The sequence below is a fragment of the Stenotrophomonas sp. SMYL8 genome (assembly GCF_036320065.1).
In the GTDB taxonomy this organism is placed as follows: Bacteria; Pseudomonadota; Gammaproteobacteria; order Xanthomonadales; family Xanthomonadaceae; genus Stenotrophomonas; species Stenotrophomonas maltophilia_A.
On record NZ_JAWIRR010000035.1, the window covers coordinates 1 to 18,518 of the forward strand.

Annotated in this window: 16 protein-coding genes; 13 read left to right on the top strand and 3 right to left on the bottom strand. The window is 65.2% G+C overall.

Annotation, left to right across the window (positions count from 1 at the left end):
- Positions 1 to 256 precede the first annotated feature (256 nt).
- Positions 257 to 1,246, top strand: a complete 990-nt coding sequence (locus V3B25_RS19445; RefSeq protein WP_032127967.1) for a fumarylacetoacetate hydrolase family protein — start codon at positions 257 to 259, stop codon at positions 1,244 to 1,246.
- Between the two features lie 14 nt (positions 1,247 to 1,260).
- The gene (maiA, locus tag V3B25_RS19450; RefSeq protein WP_201118133.1) at positions 1,261 to 1,929 is read left to right on the top strand and encodes a maleylacetoacetate isomerase; all 669 of its coding nucleotides are present in this window, start codon (positions 1,261 to 1,263) and stop codon (positions 1,927 to 1,929) included.
- Between the two features lie 45 nt (positions 1,930 to 1,974).
- Here maiA and V3B25_RS19455 read toward each other — a convergent pair whose 3' ends face one another.
- The 3 genes from V3B25_RS19455 to V3B25_RS19465 all read right to left on the bottom strand — a co-directional run bounded on the left by V3B25_RS19455 (position 1,975) and on the right by V3B25_RS19465 (position 5,951).
- Positions 1,975 to 3,435: a UdgX family uracil-DNA binding protein gene (locus V3B25_RS19455; RefSeq protein WP_329811397.1), complete on the bottom strand. Its 1,461-nt coding sequence runs from the start codon at positions 3,433 to 3,435 to the stop codon at positions 1,975 to 1,977.
- The gene (locus V3B25_RS19460; RefSeq protein WP_201118135.1) at positions 3,416 to 4,693 is read right to left on the bottom strand and encodes a putative DNA modification/repair radical SAM protein; all 1,278 of its coding nucleotides are present in this window, start codon (positions 4,691 to 4,693) and stop codon (positions 3,416 to 3,418) included. Before V3B25_RS19460 ends, V3B25_RS19455 begins: the two co-directional genes overlap by 20 nt.
- A gap of 130 nt (positions 4,694 to 4,823) precedes the next feature.
- The gene (locus tag V3B25_RS19465; RefSeq protein WP_032127971.1) at positions 4,824 to 5,951 is read right to left on the bottom strand and encodes a PilT/PilU family type 4a pilus ATPase; all 1,128 of its coding nucleotides are present in this window, start codon (positions 5,949 to 5,951) and stop codon (positions 4,824 to 4,826) included.
- Between the two features lie 121 nt (positions 5,952 to 6,072).
- Here V3B25_RS19465 and V3B25_RS19470 point away from each other — a divergent pair, with 121 nt between their 5' ends.
- The 11 genes from V3B25_RS19470 to V3B25_RS19520 all read left to right on the top strand — a co-directional run bounded on the left by V3B25_RS19470 (position 6,073) and on the right by V3B25_RS19520 (position 18,487).
- Entirely contained in the window at positions 6,073 to 6,438 is a 366-nt protein-coding gene (locus tag V3B25_RS19470) for a DUF4398 domain-containing protein (RefSeq protein WP_049398394.1), read from the top strand.
- Entirely contained in the window at positions 6,435 to 7,319 is an 885-nt protein-coding gene (locus tag V3B25_RS19475; RefSeq protein WP_201118137.1) for a hypothetical protein, read from the top strand. The genes V3B25_RS19470 and V3B25_RS19475 overlap by 4 nt, the downstream gene beginning before the upstream one ends.
- A gap of 324 nt (positions 7,320 to 7,643) precedes the next feature.
- Positions 7,644 to 7,880 carry a YdcH family protein gene (locus tag V3B25_RS19480; protein WP_004154075.1) on the top strand — a complete coding sequence of 79 codons (237 nt, stop codon included), beginning with the start codon at positions 7,644 to 7,646 and terminating at the stop codon, positions 7,878 to 7,880.
- A gap of 299 nt (positions 7,881 to 8,179) precedes the next feature.
- Complete coding sequence (locus V3B25_RS19485; protein ID WP_049424878.1) at positions 8,180 to 9,550, top strand: pyridoxal-phosphate dependent enzyme; 1,371 nt, start codon at positions 8,180 to 8,182, stop codon at positions 9,548 to 9,550.
- A 123-nt stretch (positions 9,551 to 9,673) separates the two neighbouring features.
- Positions 9,674 to 10,858, top strand: coding sequence for a cystathionine gamma-synthase (locus tag V3B25_RS19490; RefSeq protein WP_329811398.1), 1,185 nt, complete (start codon positions 9,674 to 9,676; stop codon positions 10,856 to 10,858).
- Positions 10,855 to 11,685 carry an ABC transporter permease gene (locus V3B25_RS19495; protein ID WP_329811399.1) on the top strand — a complete coding sequence of 277 codons (831 nt, stop codon included), beginning with the start codon at positions 10,855 to 10,857 and terminating at the stop codon, positions 11,683 to 11,685. Before V3B25_RS19490 ends, V3B25_RS19495 begins: the two co-directional genes overlap by 4 nt.
- Entirely contained in the window at positions 11,675 to 13,033 is a 1,359-nt protein-coding gene (locus tag V3B25_RS19500) for an ABC transporter ATP-binding protein (protein WP_329811400.1), read from the top strand. Before V3B25_RS19495 ends, V3B25_RS19500 begins: the two co-directional genes overlap by 11 nt.
- The gene (locus V3B25_RS19505; protein WP_329811401.1) at positions 13,030 to 13,611 is read left to right on the top strand and encodes a CatB-related O-acetyltransferase; all 582 of its coding nucleotides are present in this window, start codon (positions 13,030 to 13,032) and stop codon (positions 13,609 to 13,611) included. The genes V3B25_RS19500 and V3B25_RS19505 overlap by 4 nt, the downstream gene beginning before the upstream one ends.
- 11 nt (positions 13,612 to 13,622) lie before the next feature.
- Positions 13,623 to 14,660, top strand: a complete 1,038-nt coding sequence (locus V3B25_RS19510; protein WP_329811402.1) for a class I SAM-dependent methyltransferase — start codon at positions 13,623 to 13,625, stop codon at positions 14,658 to 14,660.
- 27 nt (positions 14,661 to 14,687) lie between these two features.
- Positions 14,688 to 17,438 carry a glycosyltransferase gene (locus V3B25_RS19515; RefSeq protein ID WP_329811403.1) on the top strand — a complete coding sequence of 917 codons (2,751 nt, stop codon included), beginning with the start codon at positions 14,688 to 14,690 and terminating at the stop codon, positions 17,436 to 17,438.
- A complete protein-coding gene (locus V3B25_RS19520; protein ID WP_329811404.1) occupies positions 17,435 to 18,487 on the top strand; it encodes a hypothetical protein in 1,053 nt (350 codons plus the stop codon). Before V3B25_RS19515 ends, V3B25_RS19520 begins: the two co-directional genes overlap by 4 nt.
- Positions 18,488 to 18,518 lie beyond the last annotated feature (31 nt).

The following is an 18,518-nucleotide window of genomic DNA, read 5'->3' on the forward strand; positions in this document are numbered from 1 at the left end:
CCATGGATGGCGCCATCGAGCCCCCAGGGACGGGTTTACGGCGTGTCCTGCCCACCCACACCGTCCCGCCCAGCTCACAGACAACCCAGAGCCGGCTGTTGCTGTTGACGTTGCCCTGGCTGGAAGCAGGTGCAGGGTGCAACCCTGCCGACCCCCCCACTACGGTAGGGTGGGTCGATGCCGCGCTGCAGCTTGGCGTCGACGCAGATTTGATTACACTTGAAACTTGTTTGCCCACGACTCCGGACACCCACCCATGAAGCTTGGTTCTTTGAAGGAAGGCGGCCGCGACGGCACCCTGATCGTCGTCTCGCGTGACCTGCGCCACGGCGTGCGCGCCACCGGCATTGCCGCCACCCTGCAGCAGGCCCTGGAGGACTGGAGCCACATCGCGCCGCGCCTGAACGCCCTGTACGAATCGCTCAACGCGGGCGACGCCGATGGCGTGTTCGACCTGGACCCGCAGGCGCTGGCCGCGCCGATGCCGCGTGCCTATGAGTTCGTCGATGGCAGCGCCTACCTGCCGCATGTCGAGCGCGTGCGCCGCGCCCGTGGCGCCGAGGTGCCGGAGAGCTTCTACACCGACCCGCTGATGTACCAGGCGACCAGCGCCGGTTTCTACGGTCCGCGCGACGCGGTCAAGGTGGTCAGCGAGGACTATGGCATCGACCTGGAAGCCGAGATCGTGGTGATCACCGACGACGTGCCGATGGCCGCCACCCCGGAACAGGCCGCAGGCCATATCCAGCTGGTCGGCCTGGTCAACGATGTCTCGCTGCGCAACCTGATTCCGGGCGAGCTGGCCAAGGGCTTCGGTTTCCTGCAGTCCAAGCCGCGCTCGGCGCTGTCGCCGGTGTTCGTCACCCCCGACGAGCTGGGCGCCGCGTGGCAGGACAGCAAGGTGCACCTGCCGCTGCTGACCCACATCAACGGCCAGTGGTTCGGCGCGCCGGAAGCCGGCGTGGACATGCAGTTCAACTTCGCCCAGCTGGTCGCACATGCGGCCAAGACCCGTCCGCTCAGCGCCGGCACCATCGTTGGCTCGGGCACCATCGCCAACGAGGACACCAGCAAGGGCGCCTCGTGCTTCGCCGAGCAGCGCGTGGTGGAGACCCTGCGCGACGGCAAGCCGAGCACGCCGTTCATGTCCTTCGGCGACGTGGTCCGCATCGAGATGCTCGATGCCGCCGGCAACAGCATCTTCGGTGCGATCGAGCAGCGCATCGAACAGGCGACCAGGCCCTGAGCATGGAAGCGGCGATGGAGATCCCGGTCGACGACGGCATCGTGCTGTACACCTACTGGCGATCCAGCGCCGCCTACCGCGTGCGCATCGGCCTGGAGCTGAAGGGCCTGGCCTGGGAAGCCCGGCCGGTGCACCTGGTGCGCGACGGTGGCGAGCAGCATCTGGATGCCTATCGCGCGCTCAATCCGCAGCAGCTGGTGCCAACCCTGCTGCATGACGGGCATGCACTGACCCAGTCGCTGGCGATCCTGGAGTATCTGGATGAGCGCTTCCCGCAGGTGCCGCTGCTGCCAGCTGATGCTGCCGGCCGTGCGCGGGTGCGTGCGCTGGCCCAGCTGGTGGCCTGCGACATCCACCCGATCAACAACCTGCGGGTGATGCAGTACCTGGAGCGCACCCTGCAGGTGCCGGCCGATGCCCGTACGCAGTGGACCCTGCACTGGATCGCCGAGGGTTTCGCTGCCATGGAGGCAATGTTGGCCAACAGCAGCGCGACGGGCACCTTCTGCCACGGTGACCGTCCCGGCCTGGCTGATATCTGTCTGCTGCCGCAGCTGTACAACGCGCATCGCTTCGGTCTGGACCTGGCGCCGTACCCGACCCTGCGCCGTATCGAAGCTGCCTGCCAGGCACTGGACGCCTTCGACCGCGCACGCCCGGAAAACCAGCCCGACGCCGCCTGAAAGGAGAGGGGACGGAGGGGATTAAGTCGTTTGTGCAGTTACGACTTAATCCCCTACGTCCCCTTTTTGTTGCAATCGGGCCAGATCATCGCGGAACAGTCGATAGGCATCCTCGCGGCGCGCATCGTCGGTCTGCCGCAATACCCATGCCGGGTGTACCGTGGCATAGCCGCGGGTGCCGTCCTCGAGGGTGTGCCAGCGTCCGCGGTCGCGTGAGAGGTCGAACCCACGACCAAACACCGAGGCTGCCGCTGTCGCGCCGAGGCACACGATCACCTGGGGCCGCACGCGCGCGATCTCACCCATCAGCCAGGGGCGGCAGGCCTGGATGTGCCGGCTTTCCGGTCGCTTGTGCAGTCGCACCTTGCCACGCCGTTCATGATGGAAGTGCTTCACGGCGTTGGTGAGGTACAGCCCCGCGCGATCGATTCCCAATTCGGTCAGCGCACGGTCCAGCAGCTGACCGGCAGGACCCATGAACGGCTGTCCGCGCAGATCCTCGGTGTCGCCAGGTTGTTCCCCGATCAGCATCATGCGGGCGTCTGCAGGCCCCTGCCCGAACACGGTCTGCGTGGACTGCTCCCACAGCGGGCACTGGCGGCAGGTGCTGGCCTGTCCGCGTAGATTCTCCAGACTGCTGGCATCCGCTGCTGGCATCGCAATACCTGCACGCAGGGGGATCCTGCGCTGCGGTGCCTGCGCGGGACGGTCATGCATTTCCTGCACGCGGTCGGCCGCATCGCGCACCAGGCGTGGCAGCAGTTGGGCCTCCGGCAGGTGGCGCCAGTACTTTGCCGGCATCTCCTGCATCATCATGCGTGTATTGAGTCGCGCCGGATTGAAGATGTTGGCGTAGTAGGTCTGCCACAGTGATTCGCGCGCATCCTCGGCCGGGGCATCCTCGCGCCGTGCGCCGGGGCCGAAGGCAAGCGCCTGCCCATCCCATGCGACGCTGCGCGAAGGCGTGAGGATCGCCCAGCGCATGCCGGTGAAGCGGCGCGCGAAGAAGGGCGCGACCCGGTCGACAATGTGGTGCTGTGGCTCAAACCAGGCGATGAACGCATCAGGCTGGCCAGGCACCTCGCGGAAGCGCACGAATGCCTTCATCTTGTGCGTGTCACGGCGGACGGCCTGGGCGAGCGCCGTTGCGCGCAGGACATCGGCGTCGGCGGGGTTGCTCAGCACCGAACGCTCGCCATGGACGATGCGCCACAGCAGGCGATACAGCAAGGCCAGTCGCTGGGGGTCGTGATGGCACAGGCAGGTGGCCGCCAGTTCCAGGAAATCGCGGGGCACGTTGGGTGCACTGGCATCGGCCAGCATCGGCGCCCGCTGCACGGCCGGCGCATCCAGCAAGGACGTTTCGCTCCCTTCCAGCCAGTCCAGCTGAGGAGGGGCCACGCCTCGCAGCAACGCTTCGCGCGCAGCATCGCGCCAGGCCTGCAGCGACCACTGCGGGTCCACCCGCAGCGACCAGCGCTGCGCGTCAGGCGGCGGGCGGTGCATCAAACAGCGATCCCTGACGAGGCGGTGGGGCCAACTGCGCGCGCAGCGCCGCCGGATCGTCCAGCGATTTGCGTGGATGGTGGTCAGCCAGCTGCACAAACGGAAGCAGTTTGCTCATCGGTGCCTTCAGGCGTGCTACATCGGCAACCCGCAGGCGACCGTGGCGGCGTGCCATCAGCACCCGTTTCACGTTGCGCACGCCCAGCCCGGGTACGCGAAGCAGCATTTCCTTCGGCGCACGGTTGAGATCCACAGGAAAGCGCTCGGGGTGACGGATCGCCCAAGCCATTTTCGGGTCGATATCCAGGTCGAGCATGCCGTCCTGGGTGGTATCGGTAATCTCATCCACGCCGTACCCGTAGAAGCGCAGCAACCAGTCGGCCTGGTAGAGGCGATGTTCGCGCTGCAGCGGAGGCGGTTGCAGTGGCAGCTGCCGGCTGGCGTCCGGAATCGGGCTGAACGCGGAGTAGTACACCCGGCGCATGCGGTAGTTGCCGTACAGCGCATCGGCGCTGGCCAGGATCTGTTGGTCGTTGGCCCCGTCCGCGCCGACGATCATCTGCGTGCTCTGCCCGGCGGGTGCGAAACGGGGAGGGCGTGGACTGCGGCTGGCCCTCGGTGCCATCGCTGCGGGGGCTTTGCGCGCCTCCTTGGCTTCCTCGATGCGCCAGCGTAGTTCGCCCATCGCGCCGCGTATCGAATGCACCGTCTTCTCCGGCGCCAAGGCGCTCAGGCCGGCTTCGGTCGGCAGTTCCACGTTGATGGACAGGCGGTCGGCATAGCGCCCGGCACTGGCCAGCAGCTCCGGCGAGGCCTCGGGAATGGTCTTGAGGTGGATGTAGCCGGCGTAGCGGTGTTCTTCGCGCAGCTGCCGGGCCACTTCCACCATCTGTTCCATGGTGTAGTCCGCATTGCGGATGATGCCGCTGGACAGGAACAGGCCCTCGATGTAGTTGCGCTTGTAGAAGTCCAGGGTGAGTGTGACCACCTCGTCCACGCTGAAACGTGCGCGGGGCACGTTGCTGGAGACGCGGTTCACGCAATAGGCGCACTCGTAGATGCAGAAGTTGGTCAGCAGGATCTTCAGCAATGAAACGCAGCGGCCATCGGGCGTGTAGCTGTGACAGATGCCCATGCCCTCGGTGCTGCCGATACCGCCACTGACGCGCGAATCGCGCTTTCCCGAGCCGCTGGAGGCGCAGGAGGCATCGTACTTGGCGGCATCGGCCAGAATGGCCAGCTTGCGGATGGTTTCCATTGAGGAAACCTACGGATGAGGGGTCTCATTGGATGAGACCGCCCCTGAATTCTTCAGGAAAAGGGGACGGAGGGGATTAAGTCGTAAATGCACTTACGACTTAATCCCCTCCGTCCCCTTTTTCGTGCGGTCAGAACCCGTGAGTGATGCTTGGCTGCCCGGCCGAGAAATCCGCGTACGGGTCGTGCTCGCCACTGCTGCCTTCGGACAGGCGGAACTTCAGGGCCAGGCCATCGCGCGAGTCAGCCGCGCGCAGCGCTTCCTCCTGCTCGATGATGCCGGCCTTGGCCAGACGGAACAGGCACTGGTCGAAACTCTCCATGCCTTCCTCCAGCGAGCCTTCCATCGCCGCCTTGATCTCGTGCACCTGGCCGCGACGCAGCAGGTCACGGATCATCGGCGTGTTGATCAGCACCTCGGTGGCCGGCAGGCGACGGCCCTCCTTGTTCTTCACCAGGCGTTGGCTGATCACTGCACGCAGGTTCAGCGCCAGATTCATCAGCACGTTCTTGTGCGCGCTTTCCGGGAAGAAGTTGAGGATGCGCTCGATGGTCTGGTCGGCGTTGTTGGAGTGCAGGGTGGCCAGGCACAGGTGGCCGGTTTCGGCGAAGGCGATCGCCGCCTCCATCGTTTCCGCATCCAGGATCTCGCCGATCAGGATCACGTCCGGCGCTTCACGCATCGCGTTCTTCAGCGCGTTGTGGAAGGCATGGGTGTCCAGCCCGACCTCGCGCTGGTTGACGATCGACATCTTGTGCTTGTGCAGGTACTCGATCGGGTCCTCGATGGTGAGGATGTGACCGGTGGTGGTGCTGTTGCGGTGGTCGATCATCGACGCCAGCGAGGTGGACTTGCCGGAACCGGTGGACCCCACCACCAGCACCAGCCCGCGTGGGGTCATGATGACGTCCTTCAGCACCTGCGGCAGGTTCAGCTCCTCGATGCTCGGGATGCGGCTGCGGATGGCGCGGATGACCATGCCGACTTCGCCGCGCTGCTTGAACACGTTGACGCGGAAGCGCCCGGCATCGGGCAGGGCGATGGCCATGTTGAGCTCCAGCTCGCGCTCGAACTGCGGCACCTGGCCTTCGTCCATCAGCGAGTAGGCGATCTTCTTGACCATGCCCGGCGGCAGGCCGGTGTTGCCCAGCGGATAAAGCTTCCCCTCGATCTTGATGTAGACCGGTGCTCCGGTGGTCAGGAACATGTCCGAAGCGTTCTTTTCGGTCATCAGCTTCAGGAAGTAGCCGATATCCATTGCGAATTTTCCCCAACGAAACGGCCGACGCCCGTTGCCAGCACGGTGTCGGCTTGACGACAATGGCCGTGAACCGACAACCGGTACGGCCTCCCCAATGAAACGACTTAGCTTCGCACGAATGCGCCATGGCCTGTATGTGATGGCGTTTGCATTCGCACTGTCTGCCCCCGCCTGGGCGCAGGACGGCGCACTGGAACTGGCCCAGGCCCGGCAGGCGGTCGACAAGGCCACCCAGGCCGACGCCGACCAGTACGCCCCGGACCTGATCGGGCTGGCCCGGCAGGGGCTGGAACAGGCCCAGCGTGCTGCCGGCGACCGCCGCGAGCGCAAGAACGCCCCGGCGATCGCCCTGCGCGCCGCTGCCGATGCCGACCTGGCCCGCGCCCGCAGCGAGGAAGCCACCGTCACCGCGCAGCTGCAGCTGCGCCGCAACGAGGTCAACCAGCTGCAACGCCAGCTGTCGACCGGGGAGGACCGCCGGTGAAGCCGATGACTGCCACAACCCTGGCTGCGCTGCTGGCGCTGCCGACCCTGGCCCCGGCCGCCGACAACCCGATGGTGGCGCAGCTGAGCCAGCGTCTGATGGCCATCCAGGCCAATCCCGACACGGCTGAGCTGGGCGCCTTCGAGCGCATGCAGGCCCAGCAGGCCATCGCCACCCTGGACAAGGCCAAGCGCCGCGACCAGGAGCTGGCCACCTACCTGGCCGAGCGCCGGGTGGAGATTGCCGAGACTGCCGTGCGTGCCGCACTGGCCGCGCGTGAGGTCGATCGCCTCGAGCGCACCCGCAGTGATCTGCTGATCGAGGCCAGCCGCCGCGATGCAGCCCGTGCCCGCCAGGAGGCCGAGCAGCTGCGCATGCAGGCGCAGATGCAGGCCGAGGAGGCTGAGCGCCTGCGCCAGGCCGCCGAGGCCGAGACCCTGGCCCGCCAGGACGCCGAGAATGCCCTGACCAGCGTGGCCGGCAAGCAGCAGCAGCGCCTCAGCGCCGCGCAGCAGAACGCCGCCAAGCTGGCCCGCGAGGAAGCCGAGCTGGTATCCGGGCAGAAGCTGCCGGGCTCGAAGTTCGATGGCCGTGGCGAAGTCTTCACCTTCAATGGTGACGCATTCGCCGCTGGCGCCTCCAGCCTGTCCGGTGGGGCCCGCAACCAGGCCAAGGCACTGGCCGAGTACCTGAACATCGGCAAGAAGGGCCGCCTGCGCATCGAGGCCTATGACAGCGCCAACGGGGTCGGTCAGAAGCGTGCCGAGGCCCTGCGCGATGCCCTGGTCGCGGCAGGTGTCGCGAGCAACCGGATCCAGCTCAGCGGCAAGAAGGCGGCGTCCACCCGGGCACGCTCGGCCGAGGTCATCATCGCCCCGTAATTGCTTGATATTGTTTGTTTTTCGTTGCGATGAGCATTCAGCCTGAACCCCGCCCCGGCGGGGTTCGGTCTTTTTGCCGCAGGGGTCTTGTACCCCGCCTTGAGCAGGCGTAGGGTCAATCGTCCGGGACGCAATGCCGCGGACCGGACGATGGGAGGGCCGGGCCGATGCAAACAGGGCGCGAACCGCAGCAGATCGACGTGCGCAGGCCAGTGCCGCAGGTCGTTGCAGGCGTCCAGGTGGCCATCGACCGGCGCTCCTCCATGAACAACGCCCCGTGCCTTGCGGCCGGGGCGTTCGTGTATCTGTCGAAGGAGGTCCATCATGTTTGAAGATCAGCCCCAGAGCGAGATCGACGCCCGTCGCGCGCGTGATCCGGAGTTCAGGGCACTCCATGACCAGCACCGTAAGTTGAACAAGAAGTGCATGGACGCGGAGTTGGGTGTACTCCCGATCGATGATGTCACCCTGGGTCGCATGAAGCGCGAGAAGCTGCTGGCCAAGCAACGACTTCTGCGAATGTACGAAACACCGCTCCCAATGACGTCCCCCACGCTTTGACGCACCCCGTCACGCCCGGAACGGCGTGACTCGGCCATCGATGGCCCCGTCGGGCGCTCCTGCCCCGGCATCGCGGCACCGCCGATGAGGCGGCCGCGCCAAGGCACCACAGGCCGTGGTGCCTTGGCCTGCAGGCACAGCTCACCGATGCGGGCGGTACCGGTCTCCTCGTCGATCCGGGGCCGTCCGCATCTCTTTTTACGGTGGACGGGCTGCGGCCCTGCCGACCTGACTTTCATCGCCATCCGTCGGATAATCATCGGTCCGGCCCTGTGCGGCGCGAACCGAAAGTCCTCCGAATGCCCATCCATTCTTCCGTCCTCGAACTCATCGGCCAGACCCCGATCGTCAAGGCCCAGCGCCTGGACACCGGCGTCTGCGAGCTCTACCTGAAGCTGGAGAGCGCCAACCCGGGCGGATCGATCAAGGATCGCATCGGCCTGTCGATGATCGAGGCGGCGGAAAAGCGCGGCGACCTGAAGCCCGGTGCCACCCTGGTCGAGGGCACGGCTGGCAACACCGGCCTGGGCTTGGCGCTGGTGGCCCAGCAGAAGGGCTATAAGCTCATTCTGGTCGTTCCCGACAAGATGAGCCGGGAAAAGATCTTCAATCTGAAGGCGATGGGCGCCGAAGTGCGCCTGACCCGCTCTGACGTGGCCAAGGGCCATCCGGAGTACTACCAGGACCTGGCCAAGACCATCGCCGAGCAGACCCCGGGCGCCTACTTCATCAACCAGTTCGGCAACCCGGACAACCCGGCCGCGCATGAATTCGGTACTGGCCCGGAAATCCTCGAACAGATGGGCGGTGACCTCGACGCCATCGTGTTCGGCTGTGGCAGTTCCGGCACCATGACCGGCCTGTCGCGTGCCTTCGCCAAGCTGTCGCCGAAGACCGAACTGGTGCTGGCCGATCCGGTTGGTTCGATCCTGGCCGAGTACATCAACGACGGCAATCTGAACGACAAATCGGGCAGCTGGCTGGTGGAAGGCATCGGCGAGGACTTCCTGCCTTCGATCTCCGATTTCAGCCGCGTCAAGAAGGCTTATGCCATCAGCGATGCCGAGAGCTTCCACACCGCACGCGAACTGCTGGGCAAGGAAGGCATCCTGGGTGGTTCGTCCACCGGCACCCTGCTGGCCGCCGGCCTGAGGTACTGCAAGGAGCAGACCACGCCGAAGAAGGTGCTGGTGCTGGTGCCGGATACCGGCAACAAGTACCTGTCGAAGATGTACAACGACTACTGGATGCTGGACAACGGTTTCCTGCAGCGCCCGCAGCACGGCGACCTGCGCGACCTGATCCTGCGCCCGTACGGCCAGCGCGACACCGTGGTGATCGGTCCGAACGACCTGCTGACCACTGCCTACCAGCGCATGAAGCTGTACGACGTATCGCAGCTGCCGGTGATGGACGGCGAGCAGCTGGTCGGCATCGTCGACGAAAGCGACGTGCTGCTGCACGTGTATGGCGATGAGGCACGCTTCCGCGACACCGTCGCCACCGCGATGGTCAGCAAGCTGGACCGGCTGGACGTGAAGTCGCCGATCGAGGCGCTGCTGCCGGTGTTCGACCGCGGCCAGGTGGCGATCGTGATGGACGGCGACACTTTCCTGGGCCTGATCACCCGTATCGATCTGCTGAACTATCTGCGCCGTCGCGTGCAGTAAGCCGCTGATCGCCGACGTTCACTGCTGAATCCTGGTTTATCCGCGTCAAAGGTCGTTAAGGCCGCGCTGGTAGACTTCCGCACCTTCGATGGCGCCGTGCGTCGGCGCCCCTCAGGAAAGAACATGTCCAACGCAACTTCCCAGGATCGCGCCCTGGCCCTGGCTACCTTGGCCATCCACGGTGGCCAGTCGCCCGACCCCAGCACCGGCGCGGTGATGCCGCCGATCTACGCCACCTCGACCTACGCCCAGTCCAGCCCGGGCGAGCATCAGGGCTTCGAGTACTCGCGTACCCACAACCCGACCCGCTTCGCCTATGAGCGTTGCGTGGCGTCGCTGGAAGGCGGCACCCGCGGCTTTGCCTTCGCTTCGGGCATGGCGGCCAGCTCGACCGTGATCGAGCTGCTGGACGCCGGCAGCCATGTGGTGGCAATGGACGATATCTACGGCGGCAGCTTCCGTCTGTTCGAGCGCGTGCGTCGCCGCACCGCCGGGCTGGACTTCAGCTTCGTCGACCTGACCGATCTGGCCGCGTTCGAGGCATCCATCACGTCGAAGACGAAGATGGTGTGGATCGAGACCCCGACCAACCCGATGCTGAAGATCGTCGACATCGCTGCGGTCGCTGCCATCGCCAAGCGCCGTGGCCTGATCGTCGTCGTCGACAACACCTTCGCCTCGCCGATGCTGCAGCGTCCGCTGGAACTGGGTGCGGACCTGGTCCTGCATTCGGCCACCAAGTATCTCAACGGCCATTCGGACATGGTCGGCGGCATGGTCGTGGTCGGCGACAACGCTGAACTGGCCGAGCAGATGGCCTTCCTGCAGAACTCGGTGGGTGGCGTGCAGGGCCCGTTCGACAGCTTCCTGGCCCTGCGTGGCCTGAAGACCCTGCCGCTGCGCATGAAGGCACACTGCGCCAATGCGCTGGCCCTGGCGCAGTGGCTGGAGAAGCACCCGGCCGTGGAAAAGGTGATCTACCCGGGCCTGCCGTCGCACCCGCAGCATGAGCTGGCCGGCAAGCAGATGGCCGGTTACGGCGGCATCGTTTCGATCGTGCTCAAGGGCGGTTTCGAGGCGGCCAAGCGCTTCTGCGAGAAGACCGAACTGTTCACTCTGGCCGAGTCGCTGGGCGGCGTGGAAAGCCTGGTCAACCACCCGGCGGTGATGACGCATGCCTCGATCCCGGTTGCGCGGCGGGAGCAGCTGGGCATCAGTGATGCGCTGGTAAGGCTGAGCGTGGGTGTTGAGGATCTGGGGGATCTGCAGGTGGATCTGGAAAGGGCGCTGGCGGGCGCCGCGGAATGAGTGGCATCCAAGCCGAGTTCGGCAGTTCGCCGGGTGCGCTCGTCCGCAGCTTGGTCTCCAATCGCATGCTGATCTGGCAGTTGACCCAGCGTGAGGTCATCAGCCGGTATCGAGGTTCGGTCTTCGGGCTGGCGTGGTCCTTCTTCAATCCATTGTTGATGCTGGCGGTCTACACCTTCGTTTTCTCGGTGGTGTTCAAGGCGCGCTGGGGCGTGGAAACCAGCAACCATGGTGATTTCGCCGTAATCCTGTTCGTCGGCATCATCGTCCACGGCGTGTTCGCCGAGTGCATCAACCGTGCCCCGGGGCTGATACTCAACAGTGCCAGCTACGTGAAGCGCGTCGTGTTCCCGCTGGAGACCCTGCCGTGGGTCGCGATGGGTGCCACCCTGTTCCATTCGATGGTTTCGGTGGTGGTCCTGCTGATCGCCCAGCTGCTCCTGCGCGGCTTGATCCCGCTGACCGCACTGTGGCTGCCGGTGGTGATCCTCCCGCTGGTGGTCGGCACCATGGGTGTGTCCTGGCTGCTGGCGGCACTGGGTGTCTACCTGCGTGACATCGGCCAGGTCACCGGCATCGTCACCACGGTGATGCTGTTCATGGCACCGGTGCTTTATCCGGTGCAGGCCCTGCCGGAGACGCTGCAGCCGTACATCTATCTCAACCCGCTCACGTTCATCATCGAACAGGCACGTGAGGTCCTGCTGTGGGGTCATGTCCCGGACTTCATCGGGCTGGGCAAGTACGCAGTAGGCGCTGCGCTTGTCGCGTGGTTCGGTTTTGCGACGTTCCAGAAAATGCGCCGGGGGTTTGCGGATGTCCTCTGATCCCTCCAGCGATGTCGCCATCCGGGTCAGCGGCGTCACCAAGTGTTTCCAGATCTATGGCCAGCCGCACCAGCGGCTGAAGCAGGCCGTGCTGCCGCGCCTGCGTCGAGCCGCGGGCCTTGCGCCGCGCCGCTACTACGATGAATTCTGGGCGCTGAAGGGCGTCGATTTCGAAGTGAGACGCGGCGACACGGTCGGCATCATCGGCCGCAACGGGTCGGGCAAGTCCACGCTGCTGCAGATCATCTGCGGCACCCTGCAGGCCACCTCTGGAACGGTCGAGGTCAAGGGGCGCGTGGCGGCCCTGCTGGAGCTCGGCGCGGGGTTCAACCCGGAGTTCAGCGGGCGCGAGAACGTCTACCTGAGCGCCTCGATCCTCGGCCTGACGCGCGAGCAGATCGACGCCCGGTTCGACGACATTATCGCCTTCGCTGACATCGGCAATTTCGTCGACCGGCCGGTGAAGACCTACTCCAGCGGCATGTACGTGCGACTGGCGTTCGCGGTCATCGCGCACGTCGATGCGGACATCCTGGTCATCGACGAAGCGCTGGCCGTGGGCGATGCCATCTTCGTGCAGAAGTGCATGCGCTTCCTGCGCAAGTTCCGCGAAACTGGCACGCTGCTGTTCGTCAGCCATGACACCTCCTCGGTGCTCAATTTCTGCCAGAGCGCGGTGTGGCTCAACCGTGGCGACATGGTCATGCACGGTACTGCCGAGGACACCTGCAACGCCTACATCGAGTACTGTTCGCAGGAGGTGTACGGCGACACGGTGAAGCTGACCTCGCGCCAGGCATCGCGTGATGCGGCGTCGGCCAAGCCGCGGCCCAAGGCCCAGGTGGAGCAAGACACGCGCCTGGAAATGTTCGATAACGTGGCCAATTCGGCTGGCTGGCATTCCGGTGTCGCCAGCATCGATTCGGTGCTGCTCAGCGATCCGCAGGGCGAAACCCTCACCTCGTTCGCTGGTGGCGAGGATGTGCTTCTGCGTGTGCGCGCCACTGCACACCAGGCGCTGTCCAGTCCGTTGATCGGTTTCTTCGTGAAGGACCGGCTGGGTCAATCGCTGTTCGGTGAGCACACCTTCACCTACATCCAGCCGCCGATGCAGGTCGAGGCCGGTACGACGCTTGAGGCCAGTTTCCGCTTCACGTTGCCGATGCTGCCCAATGGCGATTACTCGATGACCGTTTCCATTGCCGACGGTGATCCGTTTGCCAATACCCAGCACGCGTGGCTGCATGACGCTGTGCTGATCAGGGTCGCTTCGCCCAAGCTGCGTTATGGCCTGGTGGGCATTCCCTTCGATGAGGTCACCATGAAGCGGGTAGGGAGGGCGGAATGAACCATGGCTTTATTCCGCCGCTGACCACCGACGACACGCGCGTCAGCATCGGCCGCTTCACCTACGGCGGTGCTACGTTCAAGCTGTGGAGCGCAGGCGAGCGCATCGAAGTGGGTGCGTTCTGTTCCTTCGCAGAAGACGTGCTGATCTTCGGTGGCGGCGAGCACCGCATGGACTGGGTCACCACCCATCCGTTGCGCATCGCGTTCAATTCGCCGGGCGCGGGCCAAGACGGGCATCCGCACAGCAAGGGCGTGACCCGAATCGGCAACGATGTGTGGATTGGCCATGGCGCACTGGTTCTCTCCGGAGTGACGGTGGGCCACGGCGCCTGCATCGGGGCCGGTGCTGTGGTCAGCAGGGACATCCCGCCCTACGCCATCGTCGCGGGCAACCCCGGCCGTGTTGTGCGCATGCGCTTCAGTGAGGCGCAGATCGAGCAGTTGCTGCAGATAGCTTGGTGGAACTGGCCGGTGGAGCGGATCAAGCAGTTCGAATCGCTGCTGTGCAGCCCCAGCATCGACGCATTCATTACGGCCGCGCTGGCCGACCCGGACGCTGCGGCGTCGTTCACGTGATAGAGACTGAGATGATCGATTTCCCGTTGTCGTCGAACATGCTGATGATGCCCCGCAAGCTCCCGCACAGCGCGTGGCTCGGGCACATTCCCTTCGCCAGCTGGCTGGTGGAAGTGGTGCGGCCAAAGAGCATCGTGGAGCTGGGTACGCACAACGGCGCCTCGTTCCTTGCCTTCTGTCAAGCGGTGGAAACCCAGCAGGTCAGTACGCGGGTGTTCGCGGTGGATACCTGGGAAGGCGACGAGCATGCCGGTTTCTACGGCAATGAAATCTATGCCGAGCTCCGCGATTACCAGCAGCGCCACTACGCGGGCATTTCCGAGATGATGCGGATGCGCTTCGACCAAGCGCTGGAGTACTTCGCGGATGGATCGGTCGACGTCCTGCATGTGGACGGTCTGCATACCTACGAAGCCGTCCGCGAAGACTTCGAGACGTGGCGCAGCAAGCTGTCGCCGCGCGCAGTGGTGTTGTTCCACGACAGCTGCGTGCGCGAGCGCGGATTTGGCGTGTGGCAGTACTGGAGCGAGATCTCCTCGCAGTTCCCGTCGTTTGAATTCACCCACACCCATGGGCTGGGCGTGCTGCTGGTGGGCGAGGAGCAGCCGCAGGCACTGCTGCAACTCGCCCAGGCTGCTCGTGATGGCCAGTTCGCTACCATCAACCAGTTCTTCGATGCCTTGGGTCGCAACATCAAGAACGTGGAAGAGATCGAACGGGTGAACCAGGGCCTGACCGCCGCCCATGGCGAGATCGGGCGGCTCAACGCCGAGGAAGCACGCCTGCGCGCGCTGCTGGAAAAGAACAGCGACGCCACCGAGGAGCATTACGCGATAGTGGAGTCGCAGTTGCCGAGCCTGGCCCAGGGCCTGTCACTGCTGGAGCGTCGCGTCATCGAAGGGATGAGCGAGACGCGCCAGGCGCTGGACCATTCCCGTGAAGCCTCGGTCGCCAATGTGGTGGCGTCGGTGATCCCGCGCCTGGACGAGCAGGACCGGAAACTCAATCTCCTCGTGCGCCCGTGGTGGCGCCGTGCCCTTGGCCGCTGAACAAACAGGATCCCGTAAGGCATCTACATGTCCATCGACAAGACCCTACTCAAGCGTGGCCTCAAGCGGGTGGCGGCAAAGGTGCTGTCCATCAACTGGTTCGCACCGGTTCCCGATCGCCTGAAGCTGCTGGTTGCCCGTCGGGCGGGGTGCTGTGACTGGCACTGGTATGCGCGTTTCATCCTGCGTTCGCCCGGGGCGGCCGCCGAAGGCCCCGGCCACTTCCTGTCCTTTGGCGATGCCGAAGGGAAGTCACCGAGCCCGCTGTTCGACCCGGCCTGGTACTGCGCACGTTTCGGCCTCAGGGCGTCCCCGCTTGATGCCCTGATGCAGTACATCTGCATCGGCGACCGCCTCGGCCTGGCACCCAGCCCGTGGTTCGATCCGCGCTACTGCCGGCGCACCGCACCGTCGTCCAGCGGCCTGCGGCCGGTGCTCGGCCAGTACCTGGTGGATTACCACAACTCGGGAACGCCACACCCGTTGTTCGACCAGGACTGGTACCTCAACCAGTACCCGGACGTGCGCGACAGCGGCGCCAATCCGTTGGTGCATTTCCTCTACGACGGCATTCCCGAAGGGCGCCTGCCCAATCCGTACTTCGCGCCGGCGTGGTATCTGGAAACCTATCCGGATGTGGGAGGCAACGACCCGTTCGCACATTTCTTCGCGCATGGCGCGGCGGAAGGACGCAGCCCGGGACCCGAATTCAACGCGCGACAGTATATGGACCAGAATCCGGATGTTGCGCTGACTGGCATGAACGCGCTGGCGCACTACCTGGCGGTGGGGCGCCGCGGTGGTCGCGAGCTGGGCAAGCGCCCCTTCTCGCTGTCCGATCTTGCCGCGCCCGTGGCGCCTGCCGACGCGCCGCTCCAGGACGGCGTGGTTGACATCGTCCTGCCGGTCTACCGCGGCCTGGAAGAGACGCGCAACTGCATCGATTCGGTGCTGCGCTCACACAACCGCAGCCGTACCCGGCTGCACATCTACAACGACTGCTCGCCCGAGCCGGAAGTGACTGCCTACCTGCGTGAGCTGGCCAGCCGCGAGCCGTCGGTACGCCTGGCCGAGAACCCGCAGAACCTGGGCTTCGTGCTGACCGTCAATGCCGGCATGGCGCACGCTCTGCAGCAGGCCGACAGCATCGGTGCTCTCCTGCTCAACAGTGACACGATCGTGACCGGTGACTGGGTCGACCGCATGGTTGCCCACCTAGGGGCCAATGTCGGCTCGGTCACGGCGCTTTCCAACAACGCTACGATCTGCAGCTATCCCCAGCTGGGCGCCAACGCGCTGCCGAAGGCGATGGATGCGTCGGCGCTGGACCACCTGACCCGCCGCATCAATGCCGGTGTGGCCGTGGATGTTCCCACCGGCGTCGGCTTCTGCATGCTGATCTCCCGCGCCGCGCTGGAAAAGGCCGGCCTGTTCGATGCCGAGGCTTTCGGCAAGGGCTACGGCGAGGAGAACGACTTCTGCATGCGCTCGGGTCGTCTCGGTTTCCGCCATCGCTTGGCCATGGACGTGTTCGTCGAACACGTGGGTGAAGTGAGCTTCGCCGACGACAGCAAGCCCGGCAAGATCATCGCGCAGAAGATCATCGACGAGCGCTACCCCGATTACGGTTCGCAGGTTGCCCGGTTCTGTTCGATGGATCCGGGCTTCTCGGCGCGCGTGCGGCTGACCCTGGAGGTCTGGAAGGCGAGGGCGCGTCCGGTCTCGGTGCTGTTGACCCACACCTGGGGCGGAGGCACCGAGCGTGCCGTGCAGGCCATGCGTGCCTCGCTGGCCGAAACCGGCGAAGTGGTGATCGTACGGCCGATGGAGGACAACAACGGGTCGGGGCTGGTCAACGTCAGCCATGCATCGGACTTCGATGGCTTCGAGTTCCTGTTCCGCTACCGCACGCCCGACGAGCTGGCCGGGATGCTGCAGGCACTGGGCACCGGGACGCTGCAGATCCACCATCTGGTCGGGTTTGGCCCGTCGGTGCGTCGCGCGGTGGCGCTGACCGGGCTGCCCTACAGCTTCCACGTGCATGACAACTATGCGATCTGTCCGCAGATCACCCTGACCGATGCTACCGGCAACTACTGCGGCGAGCCTGGTGAAAACGGCTGTGACAGTTGCATCGCCGAGCGCCCGTCCAACGGCGCGGCGGACATCCGCAACTGGCGCGCCAACAACCAGTGGCCGCTGCTGGGTGCGCAGGCCGTGTTCGCACCGAGCCGGGATGCGGCGCAGCGCATGCAGCGCTACACCGGCATTCCCGTGCAGGCCGTGTACCACGAGTCGAGCATCGACACGAATCCGGGCCGGCTTGGGCGAGGCGCGCGGCCGTACCGGGTGCTGCTGCTGGGTGTGATGGCCGCGCACAAGGGGCTGAATCACCTGCTGGCCATTGCCGAGGAAGCGCGACGTGTGCGTGCACCGCTCGCGTTCCACGTGATCGGCTATCCACAGACGGACATGCCCAGGAACCCGGGATTCAGCTGGAGCGGTCCCTATGCGGAGCAGGACCTGGACGAGCTGATCGAGGCGCACGACCCCGATGCGTTCCTATTCCTTTCCCAGGCCCCGGAAACCTATTCCTACACCCTGTCGCACGCCCTGCGCGATGGCCGGCCGATTGCCGCCAACCGCCTCGGTGCGTTCACCGAGCGGCTGGAAGGCGTCCCCAATGCACTGATGCTGGCCCATGACGCGACTGCGGCCGATGCGGTACATGCGCTGGTGACGTGGCTGGAAGGTCTGTACGAAAAGGAAACCGCATGAAACAGCGATTCGGCACGGAGCGGCGTCCTGCGCTGCGCTCGCAGTACGCCCTGCGGATTGCAGTGATCCCCGAGCGCTACGGCACGGTGATGTCGCCGTGCGCGAGCATCCGCCTGCACGCGTTCACCGAGCGCTTCGCTGCCGATGTCCGCTACCTGATGCCGGAAGAGATCGCTGCATTCAAACCGCACGCCATCCTGTGGAACCGGGGAGCGATCGAGGACGCCGACCGGATCGAGCTGATGGCCGTACTGGCCAGAAGGATCGGCGCGCGGCTGATCTATGACATCGACGACAACCTGTTGGCGATGGATGAGCACCCCGAGCGCGATGCATACGCAAAGCTGATCAGCGCCGTGCGTGCGTCGATCGACGTGGCTGATGAAGTCTGGTGCTCGACGGAGATACTGGTATCTGAAATCCGGTCTGCCGGCGGTAACGCCGTTTTCATGCCAAACGCCCTGGATCCGGACCTATGGGGTGCCCCGCGCACGCCAGTGCAACCAATGCCGAAGTTGAAACTGGTGTACATGGGTACAAGGACCCACGACGAGGACTACGCATTCCTGCAGAGGGTGCTGGGTCGTCTGCAGGCATCGCGCCCTGGCAGCTTTTCGTTGACCCTGATCGGGGTGAATGCGGCGTCGGTAGCACTGCCTGACTGGGTCGATGTGCAGTCGCCGCCAGCTCATGTAGGAGCATCCTATCCCGCGTTCGTGCGCTGGTTCGTCGGCCAAGGCCCATTTGACCTCGGCCTGGCACCGTTGATGGCCACCACGTTCAACCGGGCAAAGAGCGGCATCAAGGTGCTTGATTACGCGGCGATCGGCGTGCCTACGCTTGCGTCGGACGTCCCTGCTTACAGTGCCGGGGCAGCCGATGAGTGCTTGCTGGTCGACAACGACGAAGCGGCATGGCTGGATGTCCTGCAGCAGGTGGTCGACAGCAGGGCCATCCTGGAGCCGATCCGGCAACGTATCCAGCATTGCGTTGGTGAACGGCGTTTTGTCGAGGCGGTTGAACGGCGTTGGTTGCGCATCACTGCCTGACGTGACGCCACCTGCGGGAGATCCGCAGGTG

What these genes read in the sequence shown, in the direction of transcription:
- V3B25_RS19500 (WP_329811400.1), top strand. Translation starts at nt 11,675, where the DNA reads ATGTCCTCTGATCCCTCCAGCGATGTCGCCATCCGGGTCAGCGGCGTC.
- V3B25_RS19470 (WP_049398394.1), top strand. Translation starts at nt 6,073, where the DNA reads ATGCGCCATGGCCTGTATGTGATGGCGTTTGCATTCGCACTGTCTGCC.
- V3B25_RS19495 (WP_329811399.1), top strand. Translation starts at nt 10,855, where the DNA reads ATGAGTGGCATCCAAGCCGAGTTCGGCAGTTCGCCGGGTGCGCTCGTC.
- V3B25_RS19480 (WP_004154075.1), top strand. Translation starts at nt 7,644, where the DNA reads ATGTTTGAAGATCAGCCCCAGAGCGAGATCGACGCCCGTCGCGCGCGT.
- V3B25_RS19455 (WP_329811397.1), bottom strand. Translation starts at nt 3,435, where the DNA reads ATGCACCGCCCGCCGCCTGACGCGCAGCGCTGGTCGCTGCGGGTGGAC.
- V3B25_RS19460 (WP_201118135.1), bottom strand. Translation starts at nt 4,693, where the DNA reads ATGGAAACCATCCGCAAGCTGGCCATTCTGGCCGATGCCGCCAAGTAC.
- V3B25_RS19465 (WP_032127971.1), bottom strand. Translation starts at nt 5,951, where the DNA reads ATGGATATCGGCTACTTCCTGAAGCTGATGACCGAAAAGAACGCTTCG.
- V3B25_RS19520 (WP_329811404.1), top strand. Translation starts at nt 17,435, where the DNA reads ATGAAACAGCGATTCGGCACGGAGCGGCGTCCTGCGCTGCGCTCGCAG.
- V3B25_RS19505 (WP_329811401.1), top strand. Translation starts at nt 13,030, where the DNA reads ATGAACCATGGCTTTATTCCGCCGCTGACCACCGACGACACGCGCGTC.
- V3B25_RS19490 (WP_329811398.1), top strand. Translation starts at nt 9,674, where the DNA reads ATGTCCAACGCAACTTCCCAGGATCGCGCCCTGGCCCTGGCTACCTTG.
- V3B25_RS19515 (WP_329811403.1), top strand. Translation starts at nt 14,688, where the DNA reads ATGTCCATCGACAAGACCCTACTCAAGCGTGGCCTCAAGCGGGTGGCG.
- V3B25_RS19510 (WP_329811402.1), top strand. Translation starts at nt 13,623, where the DNA reads ATGATCGATTTCCCGTTGTCGTCGAACATGCTGATGATGCCCCGCAAG.
- V3B25_RS19445 (WP_032127967.1), top strand. Translation starts at nt 257, where the DNA reads ATGAAGCTTGGTTCTTTGAAGGAAGGCGGCCGCGACGGCACCCTGATC.
- maiA (WP_201118133.1), top strand. Translation starts at nt 1,261, where the DNA reads ATGGAGATCCCGGTCGACGACGGCATCGTGCTGTACACCTACTGGCGA.
- V3B25_RS19485 (WP_049424878.1), top strand. Translation starts at nt 8,180, where the DNA reads ATGCCCATCCATTCTTCCGTCCTCGAACTCATCGGCCAGACCCCGATC.